This window comes from Pseudomonas azotoformans (assembly GCF_900103345.1).
GTDB classification, from domain to species: Bacteria; Pseudomonadota; Gammaproteobacteria; order Pseudomonadales; family Pseudomonadaceae; genus Aquipseudomonas; species Aquipseudomonas azotoformans.
Genome location: NZ_LT629702.1, coordinates 4,200,793 through 4,214,591, shown reverse-complemented (window position 1 = coordinate 4,214,591; position 13,799 = coordinate 4,200,793). Strand labels below are relative to the sequence as shown.

Annotated in this window: 12 protein-coding genes; 6 read left to right on the top strand and 6 right to left on the bottom strand. The window is 63.4% G+C overall.

The window, feature by feature from the left end; translation table 11 throughout:
* Positions 1–149: 149 nt before the first annotated feature.
* From BLR69_RS19140 to etfB, 6 genes are all read left to right on the top strand, one after another.
* The gene (locus tag BLR69_RS19140; protein WP_010207105.1) at positions 150–1,127 is read left to right on the top strand and encodes a dipeptidase; all 978 of its coding nucleotides are present in this window, start codon (positions 150–152) and stop codon (positions 1,125–1,127) included.
* Positions 1,128–1,197: 70 nt separating this feature from the next.
* On the top strand, positions 1,198–1,728 hold the full coding sequence (locus tag BLR69_RS19135) for a DUF5943 domain-containing protein (protein WP_008083165.1): 531 nt from the start codon (positions 1,198–1,200) through the stop codon (positions 1,726–1,728).
* A gap of 15 nt (positions 1,729–1,743) precedes the next feature.
* Complete coding sequence (dgcA, locus tag BLR69_RS19130) at positions 1,744–3,804, top strand: dimethylglycine demethylation protein DgcA (RefSeq protein ID WP_071494401.1); 2,061 nt, start codon at positions 1,744–1,746, stop codon at positions 3,802–3,804.
* A 156-nt stretch (positions 3,805–3,960) separates the two neighbouring features.
* A complete protein-coding gene (gene dgcB / locus BLR69_RS19125; protein WP_071494400.1) occupies positions 3,961–5,904 on the top strand; it encodes a dimethylglycine demethylation protein DgcB in 1,944 nt (647 codons plus the stop codon).
* Complete coding sequence (etfA, locus tag BLR69_RS19120) at positions 5,904–7,124, top strand: electron transfer flavoprotein subunit alpha (RefSeq protein ID WP_071494399.1); 1,221 nt, start codon at positions 5,904–5,906, stop codon at positions 7,122–7,124. Before dgcB ends, etfA begins: the two co-directional genes overlap by 1 nt.
* Before the next feature lie 10 nt (positions 7,125–7,134).
* Positions 7,135–7,905 carry an electron transfer flavoprotein subunit beta gene (gene etfB, locus BLR69_RS19115; RefSeq protein ID WP_071494398.1) on the top strand — a complete coding sequence of 257 codons (771 nt, stop codon included), beginning with the start codon at positions 7,135–7,137 and terminating at the stop codon, positions 7,903–7,905.
* On the opposite strand, the gene BLR69_RS19110 is transcribed toward etfB, so the two are convergent.
* The 6 genes from BLR69_RS19110 to BLR69_RS19085 are packed head-to-tail and all read right to left on the bottom strand — an operon-like array spanning position 7,902 to position 13,798.
* Positions 7,902–9,854, bottom strand: a complete 1,953-nt coding sequence (locus BLR69_RS19110; protein ID WP_071494397.1) for a secretin N-terminal domain-containing protein — start codon at positions 9,852–9,854, stop codon at positions 7,902–7,904. The genes etfB and BLR69_RS19110 overlap by 4 nt on opposite strands.
* Positions 9,855–9,872: 18 nt before the next feature.
* Positions 9,873–10,361 carry a hypothetical protein gene (locus tag BLR69_RS19105; protein WP_071494396.1) on the bottom strand — a complete coding sequence of 163 codons (489 nt, stop codon included), beginning with the start codon at positions 10,359–10,361 and terminating at the stop codon, positions 9,873–9,875.
* The gene (locus BLR69_RS19100; RefSeq protein WP_071494395.1) at positions 10,358–10,894 is read right to left on the bottom strand and encodes a hypothetical protein; all 537 of its coding nucleotides are present in this window, start codon (positions 10,892–10,894) and stop codon (positions 10,358–10,360) included. Before BLR69_RS19100 ends, BLR69_RS19105 begins: the two co-directional genes overlap by 4 nt.
* 6 nt (positions 10,895–10,900) lie before the next feature.
* Complete coding sequence (locus BLR69_RS19095) at positions 10,901–11,455, bottom strand: hypothetical protein (protein WP_071494394.1); 555 nt, start codon at positions 11,453–11,455, stop codon at positions 10,901–10,903.
* Entirely contained in the window at positions 11,452–12,180 is a 729-nt protein-coding gene (locus BLR69_RS19090; protein ID WP_232000925.1) for a hypothetical protein, read from the bottom strand. Before BLR69_RS19090 ends, BLR69_RS19095 begins: the two co-directional genes overlap by 4 nt.
* Positions 12,161–13,798 carry a GspE/PulE family protein gene (locus BLR69_RS19085; protein WP_071494392.1) on the bottom strand — a complete coding sequence of 546 codons (1,638 nt, stop codon included), beginning with the start codon at positions 13,796–13,798 and terminating at the stop codon, positions 12,161–12,163. Before BLR69_RS19085 ends, BLR69_RS19090 begins: the two co-directional genes overlap by 20 nt.
* Position 13,799: the final 1 nt, after the last annotated feature.

The following is a 13,799-nucleotide window of genomic DNA, read 5'->3' as shown; positions in this document are numbered from 1 at the left end:
ACCTCTCTTAACAGCCTTTGTCGCGGATTGACGCTTTCGGCAATTCCCCTGTCGTTTTTGCACCCGGCTCTGTCGGCCCCTGGGCATATGCTGGCCCCAAAGCGCCGGCAGACGATTCGGCGCATGAATCGCCAATAAGGGGACGCCTGATGAGCCCAGCCGAATTGCACGCCGACAGCATCGTTATCGACGGGCTGATTATTGCCAAGTGGAACCGCGACCTGTTCGAGGACATGCGCAAAGGGGGCCTCACCGCCGCCAACTGCACAGTGTCGGTGTGGGAAGGGTTCCAGGCCACCATCAACAATATCGTGGCCAGCCAGACCCTGATCCGTGAGAACAGCGATCTGGTGATTCCGGTGAAGACCACCGCGGACATCCGTAAAGCCAAGGAACAGGGCAAGACCGGCATCATCTTCGGCTTCCAGAACGCCCATGCGTTTGAAGACCAGTTGGGCTACGTCGAGATCTTCAAGCAGCTCGGCGTCGGCGTGGTGCAGATGTGCTACAACACCCAGAACCTGGTCGGCACCGGTTGCTACGAGCGTGATGGCGGCCTGTCGGGCTTCGGGCGTGAGATCGTCGCCGAGATGAACCGCGTCGGCATCATGTGCGACCTGTCCCACGTGGGCTCCAAGACGTCCGAAGAAGTCATCCTCGAATCGAAAAAGCCAGTGTGCTACTCCCACTGCCTGCCGTCCGGCCTTAAAGAACACCCGCGCAACAAGTCCGATGAAGAGCTGAAGTTCATCGCCGACCACGGTGGTTTTGTCGGTGTGACCATGTTCGCGCCGTTCCTGGCCAAGGGCATCGATTCGACCATCGACGATTACGCCGAAGCCATCGAATACACCATGAATATCGTCGGCGAAGACGCCATCGGCATCGGCACCGACTTCACCCAGGGCCATGGCCAGGATTTCTTCGAAATGCTGACCCATGACAAGGGCTATGCGCGCCGCCTGACCAGCTTCGGCAAGATCATCAACCCGCTGGGCATCCGCACCGTGGGCGAGTTCCCCAACCTCACCGAGACCCTGCTCAAGCGCGGCCACCCTGAGCGTGTGGTGCGCAAGATCATGGGCGAGAACTGGGTCAATGTCCTCAAGGACGTCTGGGGCGAATAAGCCACCGCATTTTTCCCCCGGCCGTTCGCGTCGGGGGCACTACACAAGAATTTTCTGGAGTTAAGTTTCCATGGCCAAGATCGCCCCGCAATTGCCTATCGAAGTCGACAGCGAAACCGGTGTCTGGACCTCCGACGCCCTGCCGATGCTGTACGTGCCGCGCCATTTCTTCGTCAACAACCACATGGGCATCGAAGAAGTACTGGGCGCCGAGGCCTACGCCGAGATCCTCTACAAGGCCGGCTACAAGTCCGCCTGGCACTGGTGTGAAAAAGAAGCCGAATGCCACGGCCTGGAAGGCGTTGCGGTGTTCGAACACTACATGAAGCGCCTGTCACAACGCGGCTGGGGCCTGTTCAAGATCCAGGACATCGACCTCGACAAAGGCACCGCCAGCGTCAAGCTTGAACACTCGGCATTTGTCTACGTGTACGGCAAGGTCGGGCGCAAGGTCGACTACATGTTCACTGGCTGGTTTGCCGGCGCGATGGACCAGATTCTTGAGGCCCGTGGCAGCAAGATCCGCACTGTCGCCGAACAAGTCTACGGAGGCTCCGAAGAGGGCCACGATGATGGCCTGTTCACCGTCAAGCCGTTGTAAGCCGAGGACCGTGCCATGGCTTTCGAAGCAATGTTCCAGCCGATCCAGATCGGCAAACTGACCATCCGCAACCGCGTGCTCAGTACCGCCCACGCCGAGGTGTATGCCACCGACGGCGGGATGACCACTGACCGCTATGTGAAGTACTACGAAGAGAAAGCCAAGGGCGGTATCGGCCTGGCAATCTGCGGCGGTTCCTCGGTGGTGGCCATCGACAGCCCGCAGGAATGGTGGAGTTCGGTGAACCTGTCCACCGACCGCATCATCCCGCACTTCCAGAACCTGGCCGACGCCATGCACAAGCATGGCGCCAAGATCATGATCCAGATTACCCACATGGGCCGTCGCTCGCGTTGGGACGGTTTCAACTGGCCGACGCTGATGTCGCCGTCCGGCGTGCGTGAGCCGGTGCACCGCGCCACCTGCAAGACCATCGAGCCGGAAGAAATCTGGCGCGTGATCGGCAACTACGCCCAGGCCGCACGCCGTGCCAAGGCCGGTGGCCTGGACGGGGTGGAACTGTCCGCCGTGCACCAGCACATGATCGACCAGTTCTGGAGCCCGCGGGTCAACAAGCGTACCGATGAATGGGGCGGCACTTTCGAAGGCCGCATGAAGTTCGGCCTGGAAGTGCTGAAGGCCGTGCGTGCCGAGGTCGGTGATGACTTCTGCGTGGGCATGCGCCTGTGCGGTGACGAGTTCCACCCGGACGGTTTGTCCCACGAGGACATGAAGCAGATCGCCAAGTATTACGACGACACCGGCATGCTCGATTTCATCGGCGTGGTGGGTTCGGGTTGCGATACCCACAACACCCTGGCCAACGTGATCCCGAACATGAGTTATCCACCGGAGCCGTTTTTGCACCTGGCCGCCGGTATCAAGGAAGTGGTCAAGGTGCCGGTGCTGCACGCGCAGAACATCAAGGACCCGAACCAGGCCACGCGCATCCTGGAAGGCGGTTATGTGGACATGGTCGGCATGACCCGCGCCCACATCGCTGACCCGCACCTGATCGCCAAGATCAAGATGGGCCAGATCGACCAGATCAAGCAGTGCGTCGGCGCCAACTACTGCATCGACCGCCAGTACCAGGGCCTGGACGTACTGTGCATCCAGAACGCCGCGACCTCCCGTGAATACATGGGCGTGCCGCATATCATCGAGAAGTCCACCGGGCCGAAACGCAAAGTGGTGGTGGTGGGTGCCGGCCCGGCCGGGATGGAAGCGGCACGGGTGGCCGCCGAGCGTGGCCACGACGTGACCCTGCTGGAGAAGAAAGAATTTATCGGTGGGCAGATCACCACCGCTTCGAAAGCGCCACAGCGCGACCAGATCGCCGGCATTACGCGCTGGTTCCAGTTGGAACTGGCACGCCTGAAAGTCGACCTGCGCCTGGGCGTGGCGGCGGATGCCGACACCATCCTGGACCTGCGTCCCGATGTGGTGGTGCTGGCGGTGGGCGGGCACCCGAATGTGGAGCAGAACGAACACTGGGGCGCCGCTGAAGGCTTGGTGGTGAGCAGCTGGGACGTGCTCGACGGCAAGGTGGCACCCGGCAAAAACGTGCTGGTGTACGACACCATCTGCGAATTCACCGGTATGTCGGTGGCGGATTTCCTGGCGGACAAAGGCAGCCAGGTCGAGATCGTCACCGACGACATCAAGCCGGGCGTGGCCATCGGCGGTACGTCGTTCCCGACCTACTACCGCAGCATGTACCCCAAGGAAGTGATCATGACCGGCGACATGATGCTGGAAAAGGTCTACCGCGAGGGCGACAAGCTGGTGGCGGTGCTGGAGAACGAATACACCGGCGCCAAAGAGGAGCGGGTGGTCGATCAGGTGGTGGTAGAGAACGGCGTGCGTCCGGACGAAGCCATCTACTACGCGCTCAAGGAAGGCTCGCGCAACAAGGGCCAGATCGACGTCGAAGCCTTGTTCGCGATCAAGCCGCAGCCGTGCCTGAGCGAATCGGGCGATGGGTACTTGCTGTTCCGCATCGGTGACTGTGTGGCGCAGCGTAATACCCACGCTGCGATCTACGACGCCCTGCGCCTCTGCAAAGACTTTTGATGAGGTGAACGCGGTCAAATGTGGGAGGGGGCTTGCCCCCGATGGCTTGGTGTCAGTTGATACAGCTGTAGCTGACCCACTGCCATCGGGGGCAAGCCCCCTCCCACATTAAGGCCGGTTTCACAGTAGACCTGTGCGGTCTGTGGGAGCTTCACCATGTTGAACACCTTGCTGCCTATTCTCTTGTTTACCGCCCTGGGCCTAGCCGTCCTCGGCGCCCTGCGCCGGGTGAACATGTGGCGCCGTGGCCGCGCGTCCAAGGTCGACCTGCTGGGCGGCCTGCTGGCCATGCCCAAGCGCTACATGGTCGACCTGCACCACGTGGTCGCCCGTGACAAGTACATCGCCAATACCCACGTCGCCACCGCGCTGGGCTTTGTGCTGTCGGCCTTGCTGGCGATCCTGGTCCACGGTTTCGGCCTGCACAACCGTATCCTCGGCTACGCCTTGCTGCTGGCCTCGGTGCTGATGTTTGTTGGTGCCACCTTCGTCTATCTGCGTCGGCGCAACCCGCCGTCGCGCCTGTCGAAAGGCCCGTGGATGCGCCTGCCGAAAAGCCTGATGGCGTTCTCGGTGAGTTTCTTTCTGGTGACGCTGCCGGTGGCCGGGATCCTGCCGGCGGACTTCGGCGGCTGGCTGCTCGCTGCGTTGCTCGGCGTGGGTGTGTTGTGGGGTGTGTCCGAAATGTTCTTCGGCATGACCTGGGGCGGCCCGATGAAACACGCCTTCGCCGGTGCCCTGCACCTGGCCTGGCACCGCCGCGCCGAACGTTTTGGCGGTGGCCGTTCCACCGGTTTGAAACCCCTGGACCTCAGCGACAAAACCGCGCCGCTGGGTGTGGAAAAGCCCAAGGATTTCACCTGGAACCAACTGCTCGGTTTCGATGCCTGCGTGCAATGCGGCAAGTGCGAAGCCGCGTGCCCGGCGTTCGCCGCCGGCCAGCCGCTGAACCCGAAAAAGCTGATCCAGGACATGGTGGTCGGCCTGGCCGGCGGCACCGATGCCAAGTTCGCCGGCAGCCCGTATCCGGGCAAACCCGTGGGCGAACACAGCGGCAACCCGCACCAGCCGATCGTCAACGGCCTGGTGGACGCCGAGACCCTGTGGTCGTGCACCACCTGCCGCGCCTGCGTGGAGGAGTGCCCGATGATGATCGAACACGTAGACGCGATCGTCGACATGCGTCGCCACCTCACCCTGGAAAAGGGCGCCACGCCGAACAAGGGCGCCGAAGTCCTGGAAAACCTGATCGCCACCGACAACCCTGGCGGCTTCGCGCCGGGTGGTCGCCTGAACTGGGCGGCGGATTTGAACCTGCCTTTGCTCAGCGAAAAAGGCAGTGCCGAGGTGCTGTTCTGGGTCGGTGATGGCGCGTTCGACATGCGCAACCAACGCACCTTGCGCGCCTTCGTCAAAGTGCTGAAAGCGGCCAAGGTCGACTTCGCTGTGCTCGGCCTGGAGGAGCGCGACAGCGGCGACGTCGCCCGGCGCCTGGGCGATGAAGCGACCTTCCAACTGCTGGCCTCGCGCAATATCCAGACCCTGGCCAAGTACAGCTTCAAGCGCATCGTCACCTGCGACCCGCACAGCTTCCATGTGCTGAAAAACGAGTACGGCGCCTTCAACGGCAACTACCTGGTGCAGCACCACAGCACCTTCATGGCGGAGTTGATCGGTGAGGGCGCGTTGAACCTGGGGCAGCACAAAGGTAACAGCGTGACCTATCACGACCCTTGTTATCTCGGCCGCTACAACGGCGAATACGAGGCGCCGCGCCAAGTGCTGCGTGCGCTGGGTATCGAGGTCAAGGAGATGCAACGCTCGGGCTTCCGTTCACGCTGCTGCGGTGGTGGTGGCGGGGCGCCGATCACTGACATTCCCGGCAAGCAACGTATCCCCGATATGCGCATGGAGGACATCCGCGAAACCGGGGCCGAACTGGTGGCCGTGGGTTGCCCGCAATGCACCGCGATGCTGGAGGGCGTGGTCGAGCCGCGCCCACTGATCAAGGACATCGCCGAGCTGGTGGCCGACGCATTGCTGGAAGACGCTGCACCGGCCAAAGCCCCACTCAAGCGTGAACCTGCGGAGGTGCACTGATGAGCGACATTATCCGCCGCGACCCACGGGCCGAATGGATCGCCCGCAACCGCCTGCATCCGCTGCATGCGGCAATGCAACCGGTGCAGCACAGCTGGATGGGGCCCAACGGCGTCATCCGCAAGAACGTGCACGGCGTCGGTTTTATCGGCCCCAACGGCATCAAGCGTATCGACCGCAGCGGCGCCCAGCAGGGCGGCGCGGCCAAGCGTACGGCCGCGGTGGAAGTGCAATTGCCGCTGCATCAGATTGCAGCCCCCGCGTTCTACATCAACGTGGTGCCGGACATGGTCGGCGGCCGCCTGAGCAGTCACGACCGCGACCTGCTCGGCCTGGCCCGGCAACTGGCCGGCAGCGACGGCGCGGTGCTGGCGGTGGTGTTCGGTGAGCACAAGGAAAGTGCGTTCGCCACCGCTGGCGTCGACCGTTTGCTGGTGCTGGAAGGCCACGCATTCGACGGTTATTCACCGGAGCAACGCGTCCAGGGCCTGAGGGCTGTGGATAACCAGTTCAACCCGCGGCACTGGCTGCTGCCGGACAGCCGCAGCGGCGGTGGCGAGTTGGGTCGGCGTTTTGCCGCCAGCCTCAAGGAGCGCCCGGCCACGCGGGTGTGGCAGATCAAGGGCGACGAGTGCATCGGCCGCGCCGGTGCCGGCCAGGAGGACTTGGCCCGGCCACTGCCGCGCCTGATCCTGGCGGCTGCCGAATGTGCCGACCCGGTCAGTGAGACCCGTCACGAAGTGTTGCCCGTGGAGTTATCCACAGCTCTGGCGCGCAGCCTGCCACGCATCGAAGACCTTGGCGCGGTGGCGGTGGACCCGGCGGCGATTCCGATGGCCGAGGCGGAGTTCATTTTCTCCGGCGGCAACGGCGTGAAGGACTGGGCGCTGTTCCACCAGACCGCCGCCGCCCTGGGCGCCACCGAAGGCGCCTCGCGGGTGGCGGTGGACGATGGATTCATGGCGCGCGATCGCCAGGTCGGCGCCAGCGGCACCTGGGTCACGGCGCGGGTCTACGTGGCCGTGGGTATTTCCGGGGCGATCCAGCACCTGCAAGGCATCGGTGCCTGCGACAAGGTGGTGGCGATCAACCTCGACCCGGGTTGCGACATGATCAAGCGTGCCGACCTGTCGGTGATCGGCGAAAGCGCCGCGATTCTGCAAGCCTTGATCGTTGCGGTCGAGGCCTACCGTAACGGCGCCAAGCGCGATGCAGCTTAAGGATATGGCCATGAACACAAATGTAATCAGCCTGGTGTCCATCGGCGCCCACCCTACCTCCGGGCGCCCGCGCCGTGCCGAGCAGGATGCGCGTGCCGTGGAACTGGGCCTGCAAATGGCGGGGGATAAGTTGCAGGTGCTGCACGCCGGCAACATCGCCGAACCGACCTTGCGCAGCTACCTGGGCATGGGCCTGCCGCAATTGCATGTGCTGGAGCAACCGGCGGGCAGCGATGCGTTGCCGGTGCTCAGTGAGTACCTGCGCGATGCGGGCGCCCAAGTGGTACTCGCCGGCAGCCAGGCCGAAACCGGTGAAGGCTCGGGCATGCTGCCGTTCCTGCTGGCCGAGCAACTGGGCTGGCCGCTGATCGTCGGGCTGGCGCAGGTGGAGTCCATCGACGGTGGCGTGGCCCATGTGCTACAAGCCTTGCCCCGTGGTCAGCGGCGGCGCTTGAAGGTGCGCTTGCCGTTCCTGGCGACGGTGGATAACGCTGCGCCCAAGCCACGGCAAAGCGCCTACGGCCCGGCGCAGCGCGGGGAGTTGGCGGCACATGAAGTTCAGATTGAAGAGGATGAGCTGTTCAACGCGGCGGTGTTGCAGCCGGCCAAGCCACGGCCCAAGCGCCTCAAGGTGATCAAGGCCAAGAGCGGCGCCGACCGCATGAAAGCCGCCACGGCCAAGGCCAGCGGTGGCGGTGGGCAAGTGCTCAAGGGCCTGAGCGCCGAAGAGGGCGCCCTGGCCATTCTCAAATTGCTGGTTGAGGAAGGCGTGGTGCGCTAACTGCCCGTTGGCGGGGTTGCCTGCGCGGGGGGCTGAACGGGTTTGGGGACCAGCTCCGGCAACGTCAACGGCGGCGGCAAGGGTTGCCAGGTCGCATCCGGTTGTTGCATCGGCGGTGGTAAGGGTGGAATCGCGTCGCCGCTGCCGGTGGACTTGAGCACCATGTTGCTCGTGGTATCGCGCAGGATCATGCCCTCGGTCGAACTGCGTGCCTCGGTGCCACTGTGGAAGGTGCTGATCTGTGAGATTGGCAGATCCAGGTTGCGTTCGATCCGGGGCGTCAGCAGCAGGATGATCTCGGTTTTCTGCTGGGTGTTCTGGTTGGTGCCGAACAGTTTGTTGCCGAGCCATGGGATTTTGCTGAGCAACGGCAAACCCGAGCCTTCGTCGATGTCAGCCGTACGGATCAACCCCGAGACCACCTGGGTTTCGTTGTTGCGTGCGGTGAGCAGGGTTTTGGTGGAGCGTGAGCCGAGCTCGAACATCGGCGGCGTGGAGTCAGTGCCGGGGATGCGCTTGGTGATATGGCTCATCTCCACATTCAGTTCCAGGTTCACCTCTTCGCTGAGGCTGATGATGGGTTTGACGGTGATCAGCAACCCCACGTCCTGGTAGGACACCGAGGCAGTGGTGATGGTGTTGGCGGTGGTGGATGTCACGATGGGAACCTTGTCACCAATCTTGACCTCGGCTTCCTCACGGTTGCGCACCCGGACCCTGGGGTTGGCCAGGGTGACCGTGTTGCCGCTGCGCTGCAGCATGTTGATGCGTGCCGAGGTGCTGGCGGAATCGAGCAGGATGTTATCGCCGTTGATCCCGCGTAGTGCGCTGATGGGGGTACCCACCAGGCCGGCAGGGACGTTGCTCAGGTTACCTACCGACAGGCCGATGCCCTCAGGGTACTGGATACCCAGGTTCAGCTCGTCCGCCAGGCTGACCTCCAGCACCTGAATGTCGATGGTCACCTCCGACTGCGCGATATCAATGGCTTCCACCAGTTTTTCCACCGCGCTCAGGGTGTCCAGCCCATCGCGCACAATCACCGCATTCAGCCGTTCATCCACCAGCACCTCCTTGGGCTTGAGGGTCTGTTTGATCTCGGCGGCGACCACCTTGGCGTCGCCATGGCTGAGATAGAACGTGCGTACGGCCAGCTCGCGGTATTCGCGCTCTTTGTCCGGCCGCCGGGGGTAGACGAGGATGGTGTTGTTGTTGAGGATTTTCTTTTCCAGCCCCTGGGTCGTCAGCAGCAGGTTCAGTGCATCTTCGGCGGTGGTGCGGCTGGCGGTCATGCTGGCCGAGGCACTGGGGTTGACGTCCTTGTCGATGACAAAGTTGACCCCCGACAAGCGTGCGATGGTTTCGAAAATCGTCGTCAGGCTTTGTGAGCTGAACTCCAGGCTCAAGGGCTTGCGCATGGCATCCGACAGGTTGGCGCTCAAATAGTCGGCGCTGACCAGTTCGCGGGTCAGCGCGTTGCGAAAGTCCAGGGCTTCTCGGTAATTGGGTTTCTGGGCGATGATCTGACGCACCAGGTTCAGCGCTTCCACCGGGTTGCTGCGCTTCATTTCGTAGGCCCGCGCCAGTTGCGGGCGCAGGTGTTTCATGGCCTGGATGCTCTGGATTTCCTGGCGTGCGCCCAGGTTGCTGGGGTCATATTTGAGGATGGTTTCCAGGGCGCGGATGGCGGCGGCGTCATCACCGCGCATCAATGCGGTGCTGGCTTCGCGGCTGTATTGGGCGACCAGCAGTTCCAGCTTGCTGAACTGGGCGGTACGCAGTTGGATATCGTCGGGATCTTCCTTGGCTTCGGCTTGCAGTACCTCCACCGAACGCACGATATCGCCTTTCTGGCGCAGTTCATCACTCTCCTTGATCGCCCGCTGGGTTTCGCAGCCGCTTGTCAGCAGTAGCACCAGGCCCAGGGGAATCAGCGTACGCGTGGTCATGGTCCTGCCCTTCCCGAGTCAGTGTTTGTCCAGGCGCAAGGTGCTGGCCTGTTTGAGCGGCATGTAGGTCAGCACCACGGTGGTGTCGGTGAGTCTGTCCAGGCGGTAGTGGGCGTCGAGCATCTTGCCCGGCACGATCCGCCCTGGCACCGAGCAGCGGTTGCACAGGGTGTACTGGCGGCCATTGCCGCTGAGCACGACGATTTTCGCCTGGTGCTCGTAGCGCCATTGCGCACTGACGGTGAAGGGCAGCGGCGGCGCCTTGGGGGGCGAGGTGTCCACCGGTGTCGGCGGCGGTGTTGGGGTCCATGTCTGGTTGGGGAATAAGTCCACCGTCTCGACCGACACCTCTGTGGCGGGCACCGGTAGCGGCTCTGTGACGGCCGGTCTGGGGCTCGCAGGCGCTGGGGTGTGCCCGGTACTCTCGGGTGTGTCCTGCCAGAACAGCCAGGCGCAACCGATCAGGGTCAGCAACAGCAATGCACGCAAATACAGCGGCAGCTTCATTCCTCCACCCCCAGCAAGCTCAGTTTGAGGCTGATGGTCAGCAGGCCGCTGGTGATTTCCTTGCGCTCCAGAGTCAGGTTTTCAATGCGCACCGCCGGTTCGCGGGCCACCTGCGCCAACGTATCGCGCAGCAGTTGGTAGGGGCCGGTGAGGGGGATCTCGACGTCCAGGCGTTGCAGCCCGGTGTCGCCCGGCGCGGAATAGGCCAGGGTGGTTTGCGCGATGATGAAGCCGCGTTGAGTGAACAGGCCCAGCAGGTGTTCCAGGCGTGGCGCGAAGTCTTCGGCGCTGGGCATTTTTTCGACCACCGCCGGCTCGGTCACTTGAACGTCCTGGGGCTGTTCGGCAATACCGGCTTGCAGTTCAGCGCGTCGCTGGTTGTCGGCGACGTTTGCCGGATGAATCACCGCCCCTTCGATCAGCAACGCCGCCGCCATCATCCCCAGTGCCAACAGCCCCCAGAAACCCAGCTGCTGCTGCCATTGCATCAGGTGCCAGCGCAGGCGTGGCAGGTGGCGGGTGAGGGTGTCCATCGGCGCTTACCCTCCGCTCACGGTGAGTTTGACCTGAACCGGATGCTGCGGGTCGTTGGCCTTGAGTGCGCTTTGTTGCAGGCTCACGTGCACCCCAGGTTGGGCCTGGAGGCGTTCGGCAAAGCGAAAGGCATCCCCCAGTTGCCGGGTTTCCAGATCCAGGTGCAGCACGTTGGCCTGGGTGTTGACCTCCACGCGTGTCAGGGCGATTTCAGCGGACCAGGCCCGCGCCACGGCGTCCATCAAGGGGAATGGGGTGGACGTTTGCCGGGCGAAGGCCGCCACCTGTTGTTTTTGTCGGGGTGACAGGCGAATGGCCGCCTGGATCAATTGTTCCTGGCGGCGGGTCAGCTGGATGAATTGCTGTTCCAATGCGTCGGTCTGCTGTTGCTGGTGCTCCATGCGCTGCCAGTGCTGCCAGGTGCCGACCACGAGCACCGCAGTAACCAGCCACAACAGTGCCACCAGGGGGCGGTGAGCAGCGTTGGGGTGCTGGAAATCAACCCTGGGCGCCTGGGGCCTGCGCCTGTGCTGCCAGGTGGCGGCGAGTCTGGCTTTCATGGGGGACTTGCCTCCAGCCATGGATGCAGGGGGCCCAAGCGGTTTTCCGTCAAGGTGTTGGCCGCCACCACCACCGTAGCGGGGGCATGCTGTTCAACCAGCAGGTCTGCGGTGAACAGGTTGTCCCTCAAGGCGCTGTCGGGGTGGGTGGGGATGACGCACACCTGGTCGATCACGCCGTGTTGGCGGTAGAGGCAACTCAGGCTGTCTGCTTCGGGAACTGCCAATACGCAATCGTCGGGCAAGCGCTGCCAATACTGCTGGGCGACCGAGGTCAGCAAGGGCGTGCAGTTGACCAGAGGCAAGCGGTGCAGCTTGAACAGCTCGCGCACGTCGTGCAGCAATTCCCGTGAGGTCGCCACCGCCAGGCGTCGCTGGCCGAACCGGCTGCTGGCGACCTGGATGTGCCAGTGTTCGGCGTCCAGGCCTGCCTGTTGGCTGAACGTGGCTTCGGCGAAACCCTGCCAGTCGGCCTGGCTGTACAGGCCGTCTTGCCACGCCAGCACCAGGTAGTGCACGTGGGAAAATCCGAGGAGCACCGTGGCGCGGTCCAAGAAACGCAAACGGCCACGGGGTGCTTGCTCCAGCAAGGCCGCGCAGGCACTCAATGGCTCGCCCGCTTGCTCGGCACGCCACACAGTTGCACCGCGCCAACGTGGGCGGGCAGCCCAGACGGCACCGCTGCTGTGCAGCCACACCACATGCTCAATAAAGGGAAATGACACGGTGGATCTCCTTGAGCGTGGTGTCGCCTTGTGCGGCGTGGGCCAGTGCGATCTCGCGGATGAACACGTGGCCGGCTTCGCGCGCCAGTTCGCGCAGGGTGGACGCCGAGCTGCGCTGGAGCAGGCCTTCCTTGATGCTGTCGGTCAGGGTCAGCACTTCCGCCAGGGCGAGCCGGCCGCGATAGCCGGTATAGCGACAGGCCTCACAGCCTTTACCCACACGGTAGTGGCCCTGCTTGAGTTGCGTGTCGGGCAGGTGGGCGAGCCTGGCGATCTGCGGGTCGGGCTGGGTGTCCTCGCCGCAATCCGCGCAGACACGCCGCACCAAGCGTTGGGCGACCACCCCGTTGAGCGCTTCGACAACGCTGTGGGTGTCCACCTCCATGTGCCTGAAACGTTCCAGGACACTGAAGGGGTCGTTGGCGTGCAGCGACGTGAACACGCGGTGCCCGGTCAACGCCGCTTGTACGGCAATACTCGCCGTTTCACCGTCGCGGATTTCCCCGACCAGAATCGTGTCCGGGTCATGGCGCAAAATGGAACGCAGGCCGCGGGCGAACGTCAGGCCTTTTTTGTCGTTGACCGGTATTTGTGTCACCCCGGCCAACTCATATTCCACCGGGTCTTCGATCGTGATGATTTTCTGCTCCCCGGTGTTGAGCTCTGACAGGGCGGCGTACAGGGTGGTGGATTTGCCGCTGCCCGTCGGCCCGGTGACGACCAGCATCCCGTAGGGCTCACTGGCCAGGTCGCGAATGCGTGCGATGGTGTCGGGGGCCAGCCCGAGGTTGACCAGGCTCAGGGAGTCGCCCCGCTGGGACTTGTCGAGGATGCGCAGTACCGCATTTTCGCCATGGATGCTGGGCATGATCGATACGCGAAAATCTACCTCGCGCCCCTGGATCTTCATCTTGAATCGCCCGTCCTGGGGCACGCGGCGTTCGCCGATGTCCAGTTCCGACAAGACCTTGATCCGCGACAGCGCCTGCTCGGCCTGGTCCAGCCCAGTCGCCTGGCCCACCTGCTGCAGCACACCGTCGATGCGGTACTTGATCACCAGCCCTTGGGGGGTGGTTTCCACATGGATATCGCTGGCACGGCTTTGCAGGGCGTCGAACAGCATGGAGTTGACCAGCCGCACCACCGGGTTGTCGTCGCGGGCGATGCTGCTCAGGGATATTTCCTGGGCGGTCTGGCTGACGCGGGCGTTTTCGTCGTCCTCGCCAAACGGTTGCATCACCCGTTGGCTGGCTTCGGCCAGGGCCAGTTGGGCCTTGACCGCGCCGGGCAGGCTCATGGCCAGGGGCAGCTGGCGCAAGGTCCTGGACGATTGCAGCCAGTACCGGCTGGCCAAGGTGAACGGGTCCCCCAGTACCAGATACGCCTGGCCTTGGTAGTCCATCGGCAGCACGTTGCGGGTCAACGCCTGGGGCAGTGCGAGCAGGTCGAAGCGCCAGTGTTCAATGAGGTTGTCTGGCGCTATTGCCTGCAGGCCCAGGGGGTGGGCGATGATGCTCAACTGGTCGGGCGCCTTGTCCAGCAGGTCCTGCAGGTAATCGGCCAGGGGCATGCCGCGTTTGGCTACCAGCGCTTGCCATTTCTGTGTCAGCTCGCTCATC

Excerpts from the sequence above, each read along its gene's own strand:
- BLR69_RS19140 (WP_010207105.1), top strand. The coding sequence starts at position 150 with ATGAGCCCAGCCGAATTGCACGCCGACAGCATCGTTATCGACGGGCTG.
- BLR69_RS19135 (WP_008083165.1), top strand. The coding sequence starts at position 1,198 with ATGGCCAAGATCGCCCCGCAATTGCCTATCGAAGTCGACAGCGAAACC.
- dgcA (WP_071494401.1), top strand. The coding sequence starts at position 1,744 with ATGGCTTTCGAAGCAATGTTCCAGCCGATCCAGATCGGCAAACTGACC.
- dgcB (WP_071494400.1), top strand. The coding sequence starts at position 3,961 with ATGTTGAACACCTTGCTGCCTATTCTCTTGTTTACCGCCCTGGGCCTA.
- etfA (WP_071494399.1), top strand. The coding sequence starts at position 5,904 with ATGAGCGACATTATCCGCCGCGACCCACGGGCCGAATGGATCGCCCGC.
- etfB (WP_071494398.1), top strand. The coding sequence starts at position 7,135 with ATGAACACAAATGTAATCAGCCTGGTGTCCATCGGCGCCCACCCTACC.
- BLR69_RS19110 (WP_071494397.1), bottom strand. The coding sequence starts at position 9,854 with ATGACCACGCGTACGCTGATTCCCCTGGGCCTGGTGCTACTGCTGACA.
- BLR69_RS19105 (WP_071494396.1), bottom strand. The coding sequence starts at position 10,361 with ATGAAGCTGCCGCTGTATTTGCGTGCATTGCTGTTGCTGACCCTGATC.
- BLR69_RS19100 (WP_071494395.1), bottom strand. The coding sequence starts at position 10,894 with ATGGACACCCTCACCCGCCACCTGCCACGCCTGCGCTGGCACCTGATG.
- BLR69_RS19095 (WP_071494394.1), bottom strand. The coding sequence starts at position 11,455 with ATGAAAGCCAGACTCGCCGCCACCTGGCAGCACAGGCGCAGGCCCCAG.
- BLR69_RS19085 (WP_071494392.1), bottom strand. The coding sequence starts at position 13,798 with ATGAGCGAGCTGACACAGAAATGGCAAGCGCTGGTAGCCAAACGCGGC.